The 16,532-nt window shown below is 70.0% G+C and carries 16 protein-coding genes and 1 tRNA gene; 11 read left to right on the top strand and 6 right to left on the bottom strand.

The genetic code is table 11. From position 1 onward, the window contains the following. Positions 1 to 76 precede the first annotated feature (76 nt). Complete coding sequence (locus tag ACIP89_RS15500; protein WP_401926673.1) at positions 77 to 1,381, top strand: class I SAM-dependent methyltransferase; 1,305 nt, start codon at positions 77 to 79, stop codon at positions 1,379 to 1,381. A 102-nt stretch (positions 1,382 to 1,483) separates the two neighbouring features. On the opposite strand, the gene ACIP89_RS15495 is transcribed toward ACIP89_RS15500, so the two are convergent. Together ACIP89_RS15495 and ACIP89_RS15490 are read right to left on the bottom strand one after the other, a co-directional pair. After that, positions 1,484 to 4,012 (bottom strand): ABC transporter permease, encoded by a 2,529-nt coding sequence (locus tag ACIP89_RS15495; protein WP_402115273.1) that lies wholly within the window; start codon positions 4,010 to 4,012, stop codon positions 1,484 to 1,486. 108 nt (positions 4,013 to 4,120) lie between these two features. Next, on the bottom strand, positions 4,121 to 4,891 hold the full coding sequence (locus tag ACIP89_RS15490) for an ABC transporter ATP-binding protein (protein ID WP_024491442.1): 771 nt from the start codon (positions 4,889 to 4,891) through the stop codon (positions 4,121 to 4,123). Between the two features lie 590 nt (positions 4,892 to 5,481). Here ACIP89_RS15490 and ACIP89_RS15485 point away from each other — a divergent pair. The 5 genes from ACIP89_RS15485 (at position 5,482) to ACIP89_RS15465 (ending at position 9,425) form a co-directional block, all read left to right on the top strand. After that, a tRNA-Leu gene (locus ACIP89_RS15485) sits at positions 5,482 to 5,567 on the top strand. Positions 5,568 to 6,464: 897 nt separating this feature from the next. Then, positions 6,465 to 6,968 (top strand): hypothetical protein, encoded by a 504-nt coding sequence (locus ACIP89_RS15480; protein ID WP_401926668.1) that lies wholly within the window; start codon positions 6,465 to 6,467, stop codon positions 6,966 to 6,968. 221 nt (positions 6,969 to 7,189) lie between these two features. Further along, positions 7,190 to 7,423 carry a helix-turn-helix domain-containing protein gene (locus tag ACIP89_RS15475; protein ID WP_402115272.1) on the top strand — a complete coding sequence of 78 codons (234 nt, stop codon included), beginning with the start codon at positions 7,190 to 7,192 and terminating at the stop codon, positions 7,421 to 7,423. Beyond that, positions 7,329 to 7,961: a hypothetical protein gene (locus ACIP89_RS15470; RefSeq protein ID WP_402115546.1), complete on the top strand. Its 633-nt coding sequence runs from the start codon at positions 7,329 to 7,331 to the stop codon at positions 7,959 to 7,961. Before ACIP89_RS15475 ends, ACIP89_RS15470 begins: the two co-directional genes overlap by 95 nt. A gap of 270 nt (positions 7,962 to 8,231) precedes the next feature. Beyond that, positions 8,232 to 9,425 carry a PP2C family protein-serine/threonine phosphatase gene (locus ACIP89_RS15465; protein WP_402115271.1) on the top strand — a complete coding sequence of 398 codons (1,194 nt, stop codon included), beginning with the start codon at positions 8,232 to 8,234 and terminating at the stop codon, positions 9,423 to 9,425. 124 nt (positions 9,426 to 9,549) lie between these two features. Here the strand turns inward: ACIP89_RS15465 and ACIP89_RS15460 are convergent, their stop codons facing one another. Beyond that, complete coding sequence (locus ACIP89_RS15460) at positions 9,550 to 10,314, bottom strand: hypothetical protein (RefSeq protein ID WP_402115269.1); 765 nt, start codon at positions 10,312 to 10,314, stop codon at positions 9,550 to 9,552. Positions 10,315 to 10,419: 105 nt separating this feature from the next. Here ACIP89_RS15460 and ACIP89_RS15455 point away from each other — a divergent pair, with 105 nt between their 5' ends. Both ACIP89_RS15455 and ACIP89_RS15450 read left to right on the top strand, forming a co-directional pair. Further along, complete coding sequence (locus tag ACIP89_RS15455) at positions 10,420 to 11,097, top strand: TetR/AcrR family transcriptional regulator (protein WP_402115267.1); 678 nt, start codon at positions 10,420 to 10,422, stop codon at positions 11,095 to 11,097. Between the two features lie 93 nt (positions 11,098 to 11,190). Then, the gene (locus ACIP89_RS15450) at positions 11,191 to 11,376 is read left to right on the top strand and encodes a superinfection immunity protein (protein ID WP_401926653.1); all 186 of its coding nucleotides are present in this window, start codon (positions 11,191 to 11,193) and stop codon (positions 11,374 to 11,376) included. Positions 11,377 to 11,694: 318 nt separating this feature from the next. Here the strand turns inward: ACIP89_RS15450 and ACIP89_RS15445 are convergent, their stop codons facing one another. Continuing rightward, positions 11,695 to 12,168 carry a carboxymuconolactone decarboxylase family protein gene (locus ACIP89_RS15445; protein WP_401926650.1) on the bottom strand — a complete coding sequence of 158 codons (474 nt, stop codon included), beginning with the start codon at positions 12,166 to 12,168 and terminating at the stop codon, positions 11,695 to 11,697. Between the two features lie 368 nt (positions 12,169 to 12,536). Here ACIP89_RS15445 and ACIP89_RS15440 point away from each other — a divergent pair, with 368 nt between their 5' ends. Together ACIP89_RS15440 and ACIP89_RS15435 are read left to right on the top strand one after the other, a co-directional pair. After that, positions 12,537 to 13,130: a DinB family protein gene (locus tag ACIP89_RS15440; protein WP_402115265.1), complete on the top strand. Its 594-nt coding sequence runs from the start codon at positions 12,537 to 12,539 to the stop codon at positions 13,128 to 13,130. A 331-nt stretch (positions 13,131 to 13,461) separates the two neighbouring features. Then, complete coding sequence (locus ACIP89_RS15435; RefSeq protein WP_401926646.1) at positions 13,462 to 14,322, top strand: Bax inhibitor-1/YccA family protein; 861 nt, start codon at positions 13,462 to 13,464, stop codon at positions 14,320 to 14,322. An 89-nt stretch (positions 14,323 to 14,411) separates the two neighbouring features. Here ACIP89_RS15435 and ACIP89_RS15430 read toward each other — a convergent pair whose 3' ends face one another. Beyond that, complete coding sequence (locus tag ACIP89_RS15430) at positions 14,412 to 14,639, bottom strand: DUF4287 domain-containing protein (protein WP_401926644.1); 228 nt, start codon at positions 14,637 to 14,639, stop codon at positions 14,412 to 14,414. A gap of 102 nt (positions 14,640 to 14,741) precedes the next feature. Between ACIP89_RS15430 and ACIP89_RS15425 the strand changes: the two genes are divergently transcribed. Continuing rightward, positions 14,742 to 15,059 (top strand): hypothetical protein, encoded by a 318-nt coding sequence (locus ACIP89_RS15425; protein ID WP_401926642.1) that lies wholly within the window; start codon positions 14,742 to 14,744, stop codon positions 15,057 to 15,059. A 95-nt stretch (positions 15,060 to 15,154) separates the two neighbouring features. Here the strand turns inward: ACIP89_RS15425 and ACIP89_RS15420 are convergent, their stop codons facing one another. Beyond that, the gene (locus ACIP89_RS15420; RefSeq protein ID WP_401926639.1) at positions 15,155 to 16,009 is read right to left on the bottom strand and encodes a hypothetical protein; all 855 of its coding nucleotides are present in this window, start codon (positions 16,007 to 16,009) and stop codon (positions 15,155 to 15,157) included. Between the last annotated feature and the right edge of the window lie 523 nt (positions 16,010 to 16,532).

Below are 16,532 nucleotides of genomic sequence, written 5' to 3'. Positions count from 1 at the left end.
GGTGCCGCGGCGTGGTCCGAGACATGTGTGGGCATGTCTGGGCACGTTGGGAAACACCATCACGGAGGTGTGCGCCATGGCAGACGCCGCGTTGCGGCTGACCGCTCTCGCCCAGGAGTTGCTGGGAGAACCCCTACCGGTCCGGATCCGGGCCTGGGACGGCAGCGAATCCGGACCGCCCGAGGCCCCCGCCCTCGTCTTCAGGAGCCGTCGCGCCCTGCGTCGGCTGCTGTGGAAGCCGGGCGAACTGGGCCTCGCCCGCGCCTGGGTGGCCGGGGAAATCGATATCGAAGGCGATCTGTACGAGACCCTGGACCGGGTGGCCGGGCTGATCTGGGAACGCGGGATCGAGGCGAAGAACAGCATCCACCCGGTCCGCGATCCGAAGGTGCGGGCTGCCGCCAAGGGGCTGCTGCAACTCGCCGGTCCGTGGCCGCCGCCCCCTCCGCCGCCGGAGGAGGTACGCCGCCGCACCGGTGCCCTGCACACCAAGCGCCGCGACAAGGAGGCCATCAGCCACCACTACGACGTGGGCAATGACTTCTACGAACTGGTCCTCGGCCCGTCCATGGTCTACTCCTGCGCCTACTGGGAGGACGGCGGCACCCTTGAGGACGCCCAGCGCGACAAGCTCGACCTGGTCTGCCGCAAGCTCGCGCTGAAGGAGGGGGACCGCCTGCTGGACGTCGGCTGCGGCTGGGGCTCCATGGCGATCCACGCGGCCCGCGAGTACGGCGCACGGGTCACCGGCGTGACCCTCTCCACCGAACAGGCCGCCTTCGCCCGCAAGCGCATCGCGGAGGAAGGGCTGACCGACCGGATCGAGATCCGGGTCCAGGACTACCGGGACGTCAGGGACGGCCCGTACGACGCCATCTCCTCCATCGGGATGGCGGAACACGTCGGCTCGGTCCGCTACCGCGAGTACGCCGACGACGTCTACGCACTCCTCAAGCCCGGCGGGCGCCTCCTCAACCACCAGATCGCCCGCCGCCCGGAGAAGGACGAGTCCGCCTACCACGTGGACGAGTTCATCGACGCCTATGTCTTCCCGGACGGTGAGCTGGCCCCGCTGGGCCGGACCGTCGCGACCCTTGAGGAAGCCGGCTTCGAGGCCCGTGACGTCGAGTCGCTCCGCGAGCACTACGCGCTGACCCTGCGCCGCTGGGTCGCCAACCTGGAGAAGGAGTGGCCGCGCGCGGTGAAGATGACCTCGCCCGGCCGGGCCAGGGTCTGGCGCCTGTACATGGCCGCCTCCGCGCTCTCCTTCGAGCACAACAAGATCGGCGTCAACCAGATCCTGGCCGTGCGGCCGGCGGAGGGCGGAGCCGCCCGGATGCCGCTGCGCGCCCGCGACTGGAAGGCGTCCGCGACCGGCTGAGCCGTGCACACGCGTGAGGGCCGGTACCCGCCGTGGCGGATACCGGCCCTCTCTCTCGTCCGGCCTTCTCTCGTCCGGTCCTTGCCCGGCCGCCGGCCGGCGCTACTCGGTCTTGATGGCCGTCAGCATGTTGAGCTTCGCGGCGTTGCGGGCCGGCCACATCGCGGCCAGCACCCCCACCAGTCCGGCCAGCAGCAGGAAGAGCGCGATCCGGCCCCACGGCACGACCAGTTCGTACTGCGGGATGCTCGCCGACGCGGACTGACCGATCGCCCAGCCGAGGAACATGCCGAGTCCGATGCCGACCACCGCGCCGAACAGCGAGATCACGACCGCCTCCAGCCGGATCATGCGCTTGACCTTGCGCCGGTCCAGGCCGATCGCCCGCAGCATGCCGATCTCCTGCTGCCGTTCGAAGACGGACATGGCCAGGGTGTTCACGACCCCGAGCACCGCGATGATCAGGGCCATCGCCAGCAGCCCGTACATGATGTTCATCATGAGGTTGATGGAGCCGCCGAACATGTCCCGGATGTCCTGGCGGTCCATGATGCTCATGGCGGGGTTGTCACCCAGGGCGTTCACCACCGACTGCTCGTTGGCCGCGCTCGCGCCGCCGTCGGTCTTCACGTAGATCTCGCGGATGTCCGCACTGCCCTCGTGCGGGGCCACCTTCTCGCGGGGCATCAGGACCGGCGACAGGAACTCGTTGTCCTTGTAGAGGGCGCCGACCTTCAGGGTCTCCTTCTTGTCGTCGTCGTACGTGACCGTGACGCTGTCCCCGGTCTTCCAGCCGTGCGACTTCGCGGTCTTGTCCGAGACGGCGATCTCGCCCCGGCCGAGGGAGTCCACCGAGCCGGAGACGGTGTCGACGTTGAGGACCTTCTGCACATCGCCGGGGGTCACGCCGGACGCCGAGAGCCCGTCGTCGCCGATCGTCAGCCAGACGGACTGCTGGGGCGAGACCGCGGTGACGCCGTCGGCCTTCTCCAGCGCGCTGAGCGCCGACTCGTCGAGGGAGTCCCCGCTCGCCATCGAGATCATGTAGTCGGCCTTGATGTTGTCCGTCGTCATCCGGTCGACCGCCTGGCCGAGGGTGACGCCGAGCACCGAGATGCCGGTGACGAGGGTGAGGCCGATCGCCAGGGCGGAGGCGGTGGCGCCGGTGCGCCGCGGGTTGCGGACCGCGTTCTGCGTGGCGAGCTTGCCGGAGACCCCGAACAGCCGCCGCAGCAGCGGGCGGACCAGGGCGATCACCGGGCGGGACAGCAGGGGGATGAGGATGATGACGCCGATCAGTGCCAGGAAGGCGCCGGCCGCGATGGCGAGCTGGGCGTTCGTACCGGACTGCGTCGAACCGGCCACGACCGCGGCCGCGCCGAGCAGGGTGATGACCGCGCCGATCGAGTTGCGCAGCACCAGGGACTTCACGGTGGCCACCGAGTACTGGCTGTTCATCGCCGCGACCGGCGGGATCTTCGCGGCCCGTCGGGCGGGCAGCCAGGCGGCCAGCACGGTGATCAGGACGCCGACGGCGAAGGTGGCGACGACCGTGGCCGGGGCGATCACCAGCGGACCGGCCGGGATCTTGCCGCCGATCAGGCTCATCGCGGAGCGCAGCCCGGTGGCGAGACCGATGCCCAGCGCGAAGCCGATGACGGACGCGACCAGACCGACCACGGCCGCTTCGAGCAGCACCGAGCGCTTGACCTGACGGCGCGAGGCGCCGACGGCACGCAGCAGCGCCAGCTCCTTGGTGCGCTGGGCGACCAGCATGGTGAAGGTGTTGGCGATCAGGAAGATGCCGACGAAGAGGGCGATGCCCGCGAAGCCGAGCAGCAGCTTGTTGAGGCTGCTCAGGCCGCGCTCGGTCTGTTCGGCCTCCTCGTCCGCGACCACCTTGCCGGTCTTGGCCTCGGCGTCCTTGGGCAGCAGCGGCTTCACCGCGGCCAGCACCTGCTGGTCGGAGGCGCCGGGTGCGGCGGTGACGGAGACGTCCCGGAACTCGCCGGGCCGCAGGAAGAGCTTCTGGGCGACGGTGGTGTCGAAGAGGACCAGGCTGCCGCCGGCGTTGACCGCGCCGTCCTCGGTGGTGAAGACACCGGAGAGGGTGTACTCCTTCACCGGCCCGTTCGTGGCGACCCGTACCTTGTCGCCGACCTTGTACTCGCCCTTCCTCGCGGTGTCCTTGTCCAGGGCGATGCTGCCCGCCGCGACCGGGCCGGAGCCGTCGGTGAAGGTGTACTGGGCGTCCTTGCCGTCCTTGCCCGGGGCGAAGTTGCCACCGGCGTTGGTCCAGCCGTTGCCGATCAGCTTGCCGTCGGGGTCGGCGACCCCCGCGAAGCCGTCGACCCGGCCGGTCGCGCTCTTCACACCGTCCAGGGCCTGGATCTTCTTCAGGACGGCGGCGTCGATCGAGGCGGCCTTCTCGTCACGCTGGTTGGCGTAGGTGGTGACCGAGACGGCGACGTCGTCGTAGTTCTTCGCCGACTGGTTGCGGAAGGCGTTGCCGAGGGTGTCGGTGAAGACCAGGGTGCCGGAGACGAAGGCCACGCCGAGCATCACGGCGAGGACGGTCATCAGCAGCCTGGCCTTGTGCGAGAGCACATTGCGCAGGACGGTACGGAACATGGCTGTGTCCTGGAGGGGAGGGGTTCCGGAAAGGGGCACGGTTCGGGCGGCGCACGGCGCGAGGCGGTGCGGCGTCGGGGCCGGGGGCTGCGGCCCCGGTGGCTCAGCTCAGCTGGTGCGGCCCTTGGCGTCGAACGCCTTCATCCGGTCCAGCACCCCGTCCGCGGTGGGGTGCATCATCTGGTCCACGATCGCCCCGTCCGCCAGGAAGATGACCCGGTCCGCGTAGGAGGCGGCCGCCGGGTCGTGCGTCACCATGACCACGGTCTGGCCCAGCTCGCGCACCGAGTTGCGGAGGAAGCCGAGGACCTCGGCGCCGGAGCGCGAGTCCAGGTTGCCGGTCGGCTCGTCACCGAAGATGATCTCCGGCTGCGAGGCCAGGGCGCGGGCCACCGCGACGCGCTGCTGCTGGCCGCCGGAGAGCTCGGTGGGCCGGTGCTTCAGCCGGTCGGAGAGCCCCACCATCTCGATGACCTTGTGCAGCCAGTCCTGGTCGGGCTTGCGGCCGGCGATGTCCATCGGCAGCGTGATGTTCTCCAGCGCCGTCAGCGTCGGCAGCAGGTTGAACGCCTGGAAGATGAACCCGATCTTGTCCCGGCGCAACTGGGTGAGCTGCTTGTCCTTGAGGGACCCCAGCTCCGTCTCGCCGATCCGCACAGATCCGCTGCTGAAGCTGTCGAGACCGGCCACGCAGTGCATCAGCGTGGACTTGCCGGAACCCGACGGGCCCATGATCGCGGTGAACTCGCCCTGCGGGAAGTCCACGGTGACCCGGTCCAGCGCGGTCACCTTGGTCTCGCCCTCCCCGTAGACCTTCGACAGTTCCGTGGCGCGGGCAGCCACCGCGGTGGCGCGGTGAGCGGTGGTCATGGTGGTCACGGGAGGCTCCAGGGTGGGGTGCGTACGGGACGGGGCGTGCGGTCGGGGGAGGTACGGTCCGGGGCGGGCACCGCGTGACGCGGCGCCCTCCTCGGAGGCACTGCTCCATCGTCTCCGCCGTCTCGCCGCGGATCGTCACTCCCGGTGCCCGTTCCCGGGGCCGCCTTGAGTCGCACCGGAGGGCGTCCGCGTCCTCCTGCGGTATGACACCGCCCCTGAGACCGGGACGCCGCGGGAGGGGGTACGGCACCGTGTTCATGATCACAGACGCGGCCCCCGGCGGCCCCGGAGACCCGGGGCGGGCACCCGGTCCCGAGCCGCGTGAACGACCCCGCCGGCCGGTGGGGGTGGCGCACCCCTGGCGATCCGTGGCGCGCCCCTGGCGAATCGGCTGTGTGGGTGCGGCGAATTCACGTCAATTCGGATTGCCGGTCGTCGCGGCCACAACCGGGCCAGGCGTGTGACTATGCCTCTCGGGTGTGCTGACGGACCCTCAAGCGGTCAATAAAATAAGACAACATCGAGCCACTGTTCGGCTGATCGGGGGAGCCCCCCGGATAGGGTCATGTGCCAACGCAGAGCCGCGCCAAGCCCGGATGGTGGAATGCAGACACGGCGAGCTTAAACCTCGCTGCCCCTCGGGGGCGTACCGGTTCAAGTCCGGTTCCGGGCACCACCGCGCTCATGCGGTTGACCTGCAAGTACGGCTGATTCCCTATGCCCCTCTTCTCTGTGTGGGCGCACCGTGGGTGCACCGTGGGCGCACCGCTGTCCTACGGTCCCGATATGGCGTACTTCGCGAAGCGGAAGAATCAGGCCGGTGAGGTCACCAGCTACCAGGTGAAGTGGCGCCTGGGTGGCGCCCGGGACGGGGGCTGGCAGACGGAGCGATTTAATGACGAGCCGTCTGCGGAGGTCATCCAAAGAGCTGTTGACGACGTCGGTCAGCAGTGGCCGACGGGCTGGATCAAGGGGCAGGGCTCCATCACCACGGTGAGTAACGGTGACAGCGCGACGAAGGACCGTTTCCGCGAATACGCACTGCTGAGGCTGAAGAACGGACCGGCATCGAGGATCACTACCGCTGGCGTCGGTCGTCACGGCTGCGGGCACCGTGCTGTGGCGCATCACCCGAGGAGTGCTCCACCTGAGCAGGCGAGTCGAGGAATTCATGGACGACTGGGCAGGCGCGGAAGAGCGCCCCGGAGTGCCGGGTCGTCGCGGGGTCATGGAGCGGCTCGGCGGGTTCGAGGACCGGATGACCCGCGTTGAGCACGAGCTGTATCCCAACAACGGCGCGTCTCCGCGCGATGCCGTAGACCTTGCGAATCACCGCCTGGCACAGATGTGTCCAGACCCGGACGCGTGCACGCAGCGCTCTGCTCCCCGTGAGCCACCTCTTCCGGCCGCTTCAACCTGAATCAGGGTTCTGGCCAGGACGGTCCACATCGGGCCATGTCTTCTCCCTCGTGCTCACGGCCCTGGAAACGGATTCCCAGCACCTGCATGCTTGCGGCCAACCAGTGGCAGCAGCCATCCATTGGAATCCGTCACGCCATCCCTGGGGGGAACCATGAAGAAGCCCGCCATTCTTGCCGCGATAGCCCTGTCGCTCGCAGCCACGCTGGGCCCCATCACCACCGCCGAGGCGGCACCAGCTCCGAAGGTGTCTACCGTTGTCAGCGCTCCGACCACCGGCGAAAGCCTGGCCGCGGCGGGAGTCTCTGCCGTCGGCAGCAACCGTGCAGCCAGCGGCGCCTGTGATCTTGCCCTGAACGGCCCGGCCAAAGCGGTAGTCCTGTGCGGTTCCCACTACGTGGAGTTGGTCTGGCCCGACGGACGTCTTGAGTACGTAGTACTCGGAAGCGACCGCCAGATATGGAACAGCTACCAGTACTCCGTAGGCGGATCGTGGTCCACCTGGGGCCTGCTCGGCAACAGCAACAACGTCCAGGACATCACCGGCGGCTGGTTTAGTGGCGGAAACCCCACAGTGCAGGCGCTCGGAGGCAACGGCGGCTACTGGTGCAATACGTACACCGGAAACGGTGCGTGGACCAACTGGTACGCCTGCTAGTGCGTTGCCTGCGCACATCCGACGGAGTTGATCAGAGGACTTGAGGCCGTGGCCGGCGTTGTTCGCGTTCGCGGCGCTGGCCAGCAGGCACACCAGGCTCGCTGAGCCCGAGCACCGGGGGCCAGCCTTTGCGTATCGCGAGAGTGTACGCGTGAGACTCCGACAGCTCTTGCTGCTCTCTCGTACGCTGGACTGTCCGGACATTCGTGTACTGGGGCAGCATGACGAGGAAAGAGGTCGGCCAGCGGATCCGCGAGCTGCGCAAGGTGCGGCAGCTCAGCGTGCGGGAGTTGGCCGCTCGTGTCGCAATCTCGATCAGCCTGTTGGAGAAGGTCGAGACTGGGAGCCGGCTCCGACACCTTGCGCAAGCTCGGCCGCCCACGGGTGTGCGAGACGGCCGGCCTGTATGGCGGAGTCCTCCTCACCCGGATCGTGTCCGGGAAGCCGCTGGCTGACGAATTGGCGTCCCACCCGTGGGAGACGGGCGACGACCTCCTCGACGCGGTCCTCGTTTCCCTCGGTGGGCTGCACGGCCCGGCCGGCGCCGCGTGCCTGCGCGGAGCGGCGTCGATCGGTGAGCGGTCGGTTGTCGGCGTCTTCCGCCGCAAGTTCAACGGCCTGAGCGCCAACAGCTATCTGCGGACACTCGGCCAGGGCAGCGGACTCCCGGAGCACGAGCGCCAGGAAATCATCGAACTCGTCCAGAACGCGGTGTGGCGGCTGCTCCGCCTGTCCGGTGCGATCTCGTTCCGCAAGAGCACCGCGGTGTTCGGGGACCTCAAGCCCGAGCACGTGGATCTGGACGGCCGGGCGCTGCTTCTCGCCCTGGGGCATCCGGACACGCGTGCCGGACAGCAGATCGTGCAGGGGTTGCCTCCTTCCTCGTCCGGCACGTCGCGGCGTTACCCGAGCGCGAGGGACGGGGGAGGAGGGGCCGGAATGGGTGACGCGGCCCAGGTCGGGGACGAAATACCTGTTCAGCGGCCTGCCTGAGTCCGGTTCCGGGCACCACCGCGATCTCATCCCTGGGGAGCCGGCCGGCCCCCATCCGTTCGAGGATTCCGGCGTCGGGGCGAGCGGACGGCCGTCGTCGGCCGCACCGGCGCCACCGTTCACGGGCACCACTCGTACGGACCTACTTCAGCGCGGTGGCGGCCAGCCTCCCCGCGAGTCCGTGACGGGAATGGATGATCATGCCCTTCCGGTCCGTTGCCACGAGCGGCATGCGCGTGCGCGATCACATCGCCGCTGGAGGATGCCCGCATGTTCCGTCCGCTGCGCGCCGCGATGTCCTCGGCACCGGGTTCGGCGGACCACGAAGGCGGCACCGCCATCCGCACGCCCGCGACCCGCGACGTCGTCCTGGCAACCCTGGCGGCGACGGCCGTGGTGGTCGTCCTCGGCCTGCTGACCGGGACCGCGGTTCTCCTCCTCGGGCTGCTGGTGTTCCTGCCGGCGTTCGCCGCCGCTCTGTGCGGCCCGGGTCAGACGGCGCTGGTCTCCGGCTGGGTGAGCCTCGTCGTCGTCGAGCCGTTGCTCTTCCAGCCCGGGGAACGGATCCTCGACCGGGTGATCCTGGCGCTGTTCGCCGTCAGCTTCGGCGGTCTGGCCGTCCTCGGCGCCCGGATGCGCATCGCGCGCGAGGACGCCCTGGTGCGGCTGCGGTCGACCGCGGCCGCGATGCAGCGGCAGATCCTGCGGCCGCTGCCGCTGCTCACCCACGACGTGCTGGTGGACGGCGTGTACGAGCCGTTGCAGGAGGACAAGCTCGTCGGGGGCGACATCTACGACGTGGCGGCCACCCCCTGGGGCACCCGGGTCCTGATCGGTGATGTCCAGGGCAAGGGGCTGGCCGCCATCGGGATGGCCATCGACGTGGTGGGGGCGTTCCGGGAGGCCGCCCACCGGGAGCCGACGGTGACCGCGCTGATCGACGCGCTGGAGGCGGCGGTGGTCCGGCACAACGACTACGCCGGACAGCGCGGCGAGCCCGAACGGTTCGTCACCGCCCTCGTCCTGGGGGTGGACGCGGGCACCGACACCCAGGTCGTCGGCTGCGGCCACATCCCGCCCTACCTGCTGCACGAGGGCGCCGTCACCGTCGTCGGCGTGGGGGACGAGCACGTACCCCTGGGCCTGGCGAGTCTGGTCGACGAACCGCGCACGGTGGCGTGGTTCGCCTTCCCCGCCGGGGCCACACTGCTGCTGTGCACCGACGGCCTGACCGAGGCCCGTTCGCGCGACGGCGCCTTCTATCCGCTGGCGGCCCGTCTCGGCGGCCAGGTCGACATCACCGCCGGCCGGCTGATCGGTTCGCTCGTCGACGACGTGCGGGACTTCACCGCGGGGGTGCTCCAGGACGACCTGGCGGTCCTCGCGGTACGCCGCGCGCCGCACCGGTCGGGAGAGGACGCGCCGCCGGGCGGTTCCGGGTACGAGCAGGCGGGGCAGCGGTAGACGTCCATCTGCCGGCTCGGCCCGTCGGCTCCCTTCGCGCCGCCCGGCAGGCCGAGCCGGAGGGGGCCGGTGATCCGCCGCTCGCGCCCCCGGGCCCCGGCCGGACTCCTCGACCAGGCCGGGCTCAAGCCCCGTCGCACCGCACTGGGCGCACCGCGTGCTGTCCCTCGGTGGAGTGCGGTGAGCGGCCGAGGGCGTGGACGGCGCACCCCAGGGCGAAGCCGTAGACGGACACCAGGCCGTGGCCGTTGGACTGGGCGAACCAGACCGCCAGGCCGAGCATCGGTACGCCGGCCGCCAGCAGGGCCTCCTTCAGGAGCTCCCGGCCGGGGCTGTGTCCGGTGCCGGGTTCTGCGCTGCGGCCGGTGCCGCGGCCGGGACCGCGGCCGGAGCGCAGGACGCGCAGGAGCAGCGCCGCGGACAGGGTCGCGGCGAGGAAGTACGTGGCACCGGAGCTTCCGGCGAAGTTGCGGGGGTCGGTGCTGGGGCCGCTCTCGCCGAACAGGGCGTCGACGTACCCGGGCAGCAGGATGCCGGCGAGGAACAGGCCCAGCGTGAGGGGCGTGCCCCAGAACCAGTCGGCCAGGGCGGCGATGACGGCGAGGGTGGCGATGTTCCACGCCCCGCCGAGCAGGCCGCCGTTCTGCATGAACGTCGAGGTGACGGTCCGCCACCAGCCGGACCTGGCCGGGTCGCTGTCGAGTGCGTCCATCGCGCCGGACCAGCAGAGCTGGGTGATCACCCCGGCGACGGCGACCGAGGTGAGCCCCACCGCCGCCCACGGGACGCGGCGTCCCCGCAGGGTGTCCTGGCCCAGCAGGGCCAGTCCTCCGTTGAGCATCAACATCATCAGTGCCGCCGTGGTCACGTTGAACAGCAGTCCGCCCATCGTCACCACCCCCCTTCAAACGCTGTTTGATTCCCGTCGTCGATGACAGTAGACGCGTCTCCGGTAGTTTTCAAACGGTGTTTGAAAGTCGGCTACAGTGGGCCCATGAAGCTGAGTACGGACCGGATCATCGACGCGGGCATGGCGGTGTTCGCCGAAGCCGGCTACCACGGGCTGTCCATGCGGCAGGTGGCGAAGCGGCTCGACGCGCACGCCGGCAGCATGTACTACCACGTGCCCAACAAGAGCGCCCTGCTCCAGCTGATGGCCGACCGGCTGGCCCAGCAGGCGTACGACGCGGGGACCGCCGCCCTGGCCGCCCTGCCCGAAGGGGCCGGCTGGCCGGAGCGGGTCGAGGCCCAGGCCGTCTCGCTCCGGCAGAGCCTGCTGAGGCATCCCGGCGGCGCGGTCATGTTCGCGGACAGCCCCAAGGTGCTCAGCGCCGGAGCGCTCTCCCTCATGGAGCGGCTGCTGCGGACGCTGAAGGACGCCGGTGTCCAGGACGGGCATGTGGGCATCGCGGGCGACGCGGTGCTCAGTCACATCACCGGTTACGTGCTCCAGGAGCAGGGCGAGCCGCCCGCCGTCGAGGTCGGCCCCGAGGATGTCGTCGAACTCCACCGGCGCTTCCCGCTGACCGTGGCGGCGGCGGCCGGCGCGGATCCGGACGAGAAGTTCATCCGCAGCGTGCGGCTGCTCTGCGCCGGAATCCGGGCGCTCGACGAGGCGGGGGCGGGGGCGGCTCCGTTCCCCGTCCGGCCACCCTCTGATGATCATGACTGACGCACTGTGTACATCGGGTGGGTGCTGTGGAGAATGGACCTTCACAACCGGTCGTACTGGGGGGTTTCAGTGAGCAGTGGTGTATCAATCGGCGTGTTATTGCTGATCGTCTTGATTGTGGTGGCCTATTTCGTGCCGACCGTCGTCGCTTTCGCGCGAGGGGTGTCGAACAGCGGCTCCGTATTCGTGCTGAACCTGTTTCTCGGCTGGACCGTGGTGGGGTGGGTCGTTGCGCTGGCGATGGCGGTGCGCAGCACCCAGCCGCGCACGCAAATGTGAGCCACCGGCTCCTCGGGTGACCGGCGGGCCTGGCGCGTCTTCGCGTTCACGTGCGCGACGGCGAATGGACCGATTTCCAGGACGGCGGCAACCGGCGCTTCGTCGAGGGTGCGCGGGACTCGGTGCGCTGAGACCCCGCCGGCCCGAAGCGCACCCCACCCCGGCCGGCAGCCCGCGCGGGCTGCCGGCCGGGGTGGGGTGGCCCTGGCGCTGCTCGTGCCCGTGCCGGTGATGTCTCCGACCGGCTTCCCGGAGAGCCTGCTCTCCGGACGGGTGTCCTCCTGACGGGGGTAGCCGCACGGTCTGCGGCGCCTCCCGTTATCCGTGCATGCCGACCTCGTAGTCGCCGGCGGGCTGCTGGATGATCACGTTCAGCCGGTTGAAGGTGTTGATCACGGCGATGACGCAGACCAGGGCGGCGAGCTGGTCGTCGTCGTAGTACTTGGCGGCGTTCGCCCAGACTTCGTCCGGGACGCCACCGGCCGCGTCCGCGATGCGGGTGCCCTGTTCGGCCAGCTCAAGGGCGGCGCGCTCGGCGTCGGTGAAGACGGTGGCCTCCCGCCAGACCGCGACCAGATTGAGGCGGACCGCGGTCTCCCCGGCGTGTGCGGCCTCCTTGGTGTGCATGTCGACGCAGCCGGCGCAGCCGTTGATCTGGCTGGCCCGGAGCCTGACCAGCTCCTGCGTCGCCAGCGGCAGCGTCGACTCGGTGAGCGCGTTGCCTGCCGCGATGATGTGTTTGAGGGCCTTGGCCGCGACCGGGCTCTCGAAGGGCTTCAAGCGGGCGTTCATGGTGCACTCCCTTGCGGTTTTTGGTGCCTGTACCTCTCTGACCGATCAGGCCGGCACAATGTGACAGCTGCGAATGTGACGTGCGTCTCACTGTCGCGCATTCCGCTGGTTCTCGCGGAAGGGACGGTCGTCACGCACCGAGCCGGAGTTCGCAATAGCCCTCCTGGTTAAGGGAGTTGCGCACGGCGGTGGCGCGCCCTGTCCCAGTCGGCATACGGCTTCGACGGCTCCGCGGACCGACCGGGCCGACGCCCTTCGACGGACCGGCCGGCGGCTGCCGGAGCAGACCGGGTTCCTCCTGCCGCCGCTGGTGGCCCGCACGGAATAAGCGGTTGGCCGCGGATCGACAGGCTGGCAGATTTGGGCCCATGACCGCGACCGGCCACAAGAGGGACCTCCACCTGTATCTGCAGGACGCCCGCGACACCTTCCTGTGGAAGCTCGAAGGGGCCTGCGAGTACGACATCCGGCGCCCGCTGACCCCGACCGGCACCAACCTGCTGGGGCTGGTCAAGCACGTGACCGGGGCCGAGGCGTTCTACTTCGGTGCCGCCTTCGGCCGGCCCGTCGAGGCGCCGGAGCTGTGGATCGCGGGTGCCGCCGAGCCGAACGCGGATCTGTGGGCCACCGCCGACGAGTCACGCGCGGAGATCGTCGCGGGGTACCGCCGGGTGTGGGCCCACTCGGACGCGACGATCGGCTCGCTGGAGCTGGACGCCGTCGGCCGGCTCCCCGGGCCGGCGGGAACCGAGCTGACGCTCCACCGGATTCTCGTCCACATGGTCGCCGAGACCCAGCGGCATGCCGGGCACGCCGACATCGTCCGGGAACTCATCGACGGGACCACGGGCCTGCGCGCCGGGAGCGACAACATGGCCTCCGGCGACAGGGAGTGGTGGGCGAACCACCGGGACCGGGTGGAGCGCGCGGCCCGACAGGCCCCGGACGTGCCGAAGGCCTGACTGCGCCGCACCCGCCCCGCCGGGCGCCGGTTCCGCCGCGGAAGCGGAAGCGGGAGGGGAAGGGCGTCCGGTCGTCCCGCGCGACGCGGGCCTGGTCACGGGCGCGAGAGCCGGCCGGTGTGTCGTCTACCGGCGCACCGAGGCCGGTGACGCCCTCGCCGGGGGCCGTCCCCGACCTGCGGTGACCGGCGCGGCGGACGGAATCGCTGTGATCAGGTGATCAGATGATGAGTGCGATCACGGAAAGATCCTCCCCTGGCACTAGGGAGTTTGTTTTGCCTACCCATTACTCTTGTCGCAAGGCCGCGCTGGGTGGCCATGGAGGAGTGAGATGAGGAGCAGCAACCCGGTCTTCTCGCGACGGGGCTTCAGCCGCGACAACAGCTACGCGAACGTCAACGCGGCGCCGCAGGCCGGGGCCCCGGTAGCGGGTACCAACCCGTACGCCACCAACCCCTACGCCCAGCCGGACGCCCAGTACGGCGCCCCGCAGGCGCCCGCGCGTTCCGGTGCGATGACGATCGACGATGTCGTCACCCGTACGGCGCTGACGCTGGGCACGGTCGTGGCCGGTGCCGCCGCCGCCTGGGCCCTGCTCCCGGTCGACGAGGCGAACCTCAACAAGTCGTACGGCATCGCGATCGGCGCCGCGCTGATCGCCTTCGTGCTGTCGCTCGTCCAGTCCTTCAAGCGCACGCCGGTTCCCGCGCTGATCATCGCGTACGCGGCCTTCGAAGGCGTTTTCCTCGGGGTCATCTCCAGCGCGGTCAGCACGTACATCGGACCGGGCGTCGTGATGCAGGCGGTGATGGGCACCATGTGTGTCTTCGCCGGTGTGCTCTTCGCGTACAAGATGCGCTGGATCCGCGTCACCCGCCGGTTCTACGGCTTCGTGATGGCCGCGGCCATGGGCTTCATGCTCCTGATGGTGGTCAACCTGCTGTTCGCCGCCTTCGGTGGCGGTGACGGCCTCGGCTTCCGCAGCGGCGGCCTCGGCATCCTCTTCGGTGTCGTCGGCATCATCCTCGGCGCGTGCTTCCTGGCCCTGGACTTCAAGCAGGTCGAGGACGGCGTCGCGTACGGCGCTCCGCGCGAGGAGTCCTGGCTGGCGGCCTTCGGCCTCACCATGACCCTGGTGTGGATCTACCTGGAGATGCTGCGCCTGCTCTCCATCCTGAGCGGCGACGACTAGACAGCCGCCGGACGGCACAGCGACCGGATCGGCCCGCAGGCTCCTTCGCAGGAGCCTGCGGGCCGTTTCTGTTCCGTGGGGACGGGGGGCTACAGAAGCTTGCGGGCTGCTCTTCGCAGGTCGTACTCGTGGATGAGCGCCTTCGCGTGTCCATAGGCGAGGTCGTGCTCGCCCCGCAGCCAGCTGACCTTCTCCTCGAAGCGGAGAGCGGGGCCGTCCTCGACGGTGCGGAGCCAGTCGGCGATCTCACGACCGGTGCACTGCGGGATTCTGGAGAGCAGATTGCGATGGGTCTCTTCGGACAGGACTTGGGACATCGGCGCCTCCGACGCGTTGTACCGGTACTGGTCCTTCCCGACACCGTGCCTGAGCGACGGCCCGTTGGCAACCATCCCGGCAGGGGCGCGTAGGGTCGCGGGGTGCTCGATACGACGCCCCTGATCATCGCCGTGGACCGATTCGCCGACCGGCTGCGTGCCGCCCCGCAGAGCAGACTGCGGCGGGGCGCGGCGGCCGAGGGACTGGCCGCGGCCAGGCGGTTGGCGGGGTGGGCCCAGCGCGTCGAGGCACCGGACCGGGAGCCGAGGACCATGCCGGACGCGGGGATGTTCGCGGTCGGGGACCAACTCGCGGTCGCGGGCCGTGACCTGGCCGTGGCACTGGAAAAGGCCCCGTCGGCGGAGCTGGACGAGGCCGTGCGATACGTCGAGGAAGCGACCGCCCGAGCGTTCGCCTAGGCGTTACGGGGGCGGTGCGGGCGGTGCGCTGCGGCAGCGGCCGGCGAGGGCCGCTGTGTCTGGGGCGCGGGGGTGCGGACGACCGGTCGGGCGGGCTAGAAGCTCGCGATGACGCGGTCGGCCAGTATGTACACGTTCTCCCGGCCGCACGAGAACGTCAGCGCGTACGCGCCGGAGACACCGGAACCGCCCAGCAGCACCGGGTGTTCACCGTCCCGGAGCGATGCGGCCAGCCGCTCGGCCGTCTCGCGGTGGCCGGGGGTCATACAGAGCGTGGTGCCGTCCGCGAAGACGTACACGTCGAGCGTGCCGAGCGGGCCGGGGCGCACGTCGGAGAGTTCCGTACGGCTGTCGGCCAGCTCCTCCAGACGGTTCACCGTGCGCTCGTGGTCGGTGACGACGGGTGTCTGCACCGGTACGAAGTCCGGGTGCGAGGGGTGGCGGCGACGGGCCGCGGCCAGTTCGGGGGAGTCCTCCGCGAACTCCGCGATCTCGGGGAGCTCGGTGATGTCGGTGAGCTCGGTCAGCTCGGCCAGTTCCGTCAGCTCCTCCAGCGCCTCGGTGGCGTCGAGGTCCATCGCTTCGAGGCCGGCGAAGTCCGCCTGGCGCGGCATGAAGAACGGGGTGTCCTCACCGACTCCGGCCAGGCCGCCCAGCAGGGACGGGGCGTCGGCGGCGTCCCGCGCTTCCTGCGTGGCCCAGAACGCCCGCGCCTCGGCGAGTTCCCGCTCCCGCTCCTCGGCCAGCGCCTCGGCCACCGCCGCGCGTATTTCCGCGGCAGGGGTGGCGTCGCTACGACTCTGGGCGGGGACCGTGGCGGCCTGGGCGCGGCCGTCGGCCAGCTCCCTCCGAAGGGCCGATACCTGCTTACGCAGCCCGTGAGCGGCGTGCAGAGCAGCAGCGCCCACGGCCGTGGCGGCGGCGGTGGTCAGCAACAGGGCAAGAGGCATGGCGCTCACTGACTTACTCCCGGTTTCAATCGATCCCCCGACTTCCTACATCAGCTTGACCCGTACCGGCACCATGTGTCAGTGCATTACGTCACGAATTGGACAGGTCTTTGTGCCCGGGGTTTAGCCCTGATGCCGGTGTGACCTGCGGGAATGAGTCTCCCCCAGGAGATAGGTCACATCCTGGGGGAGATTCGGTCACGGTCGGAGCTCGGAACCGGCCATCGCGTCCGCCTCGAAGGCGCCCGCTGCCCGCCGCTTCAGCTCAGCCGCCTGTGTTTGTGGTCGCGTTCGCTTCGCTTCCGCTGCGGGCAGGTGCCGCCCTCGTCCCTCGGGCACCCCCTACCCTCCGCTTCAGCTCAGCTCAGCCGCTTGTGTTTGTGGTCGCGTTCGCTTCGCTTCCGCTGCGGGCAGGTGCCGCCCTCGTTCCTCGGGCGCCTCCTACCCTCCGCTTCAGCTCAGCTCAGCCGCTTGTGTTTGTGGTCGCGTTCGCTTCGCTTCCGCTGCGGGCAGGTGCCGCCCT

The organism is Streptomyces sp. NPDC088730 (genome assembly GCF_044751215.1).
Classification (GTDB): Bacteria; Actinomycetota; Actinomycetes; order Streptomycetales; family Streptomycetaceae; genus Streptomyces.
This window is presented reverse-complemented; position numbering and strand designations above follow the sequence as displayed.

Excerpts from the sequence above, each read along its gene's own strand:
- ACIP89_RS15475 (WP_402115272.1), top strand. The coding sequence starts at position 7,190 with ATGACGAGGAAAGAGGTCGGCCAGCGGATCCGCGAGCTGCGCAAGGTG.
- ACIP89_RS15455 (WP_402115267.1), top strand. The coding sequence starts at position 10,420 with ATGAAGCTGAGTACGGACCGGATCATCGACGCGGGCATGGCGGTGTTC.
- ACIP89_RS15430 (WP_401926644.1), bottom strand. The coding sequence starts at position 14,639 with ATGTCCCAAGTCCTGTCCGAAGAGACCCATCGCAATCTGCTCTCCAGA.
- ACIP89_RS15440 (WP_402115265.1), top strand. The coding sequence starts at position 12,537 with ATGACCGCGACCGGCCACAAGAGGGACCTCCACCTGTATCTGCAGGAC.
- ACIP89_RS15465 (WP_402115271.1), top strand. The coding sequence starts at position 8,232 with ATGTTCCGTCCGCTGCGCGCCGCGATGTCCTCGGCACCGGGTTCGGCG.
- ACIP89_RS15500 (WP_401926673.1), top strand. The coding sequence starts at position 77 with ATGGCAGACGCCGCGTTGCGGCTGACCGCTCTCGCCCAGGAGTTGCTG.
- ACIP89_RS15495 (WP_402115273.1), bottom strand. The coding sequence starts at position 4,012 with ATGTTCCGTACCGTCCTGCGCAATGTGCTCTCGCACAAGGCCAGGCTG.
- ACIP89_RS15480 (WP_401926668.1), top strand. The coding sequence starts at position 6,465 with ATGAAGAAGCCCGCCATTCTTGCCGCGATAGCCCTGTCGCTCGCAGCC.
- ACIP89_RS15435 (WP_401926646.1), top strand. The coding sequence starts at position 13,462 with ATGAGGAGCAGCAACCCGGTCTTCTCGCGACGGGGCTTCAGCCGCGAC.
- ACIP89_RS15420 (WP_401926639.1), bottom strand. The coding sequence starts at position 16,009 with ATGCCTCTTGCCCTGTTGCTGACCACCGCCGCCGCCACGGCCGTGGGC.
- ACIP89_RS15460 (WP_402115269.1), bottom strand. The coding sequence starts at position 10,314 with ATGGGCGGACTGCTGTTCAACGTGACCACGGCGGCACTGATGATGTTG.
- ACIP89_RS15445 (WP_401926650.1), bottom strand. The coding sequence starts at position 12,168 with ATGAACGCCCGCTTGAAGCCCTTCGAGAGCCCGGTCGCGGCCAAGGCC.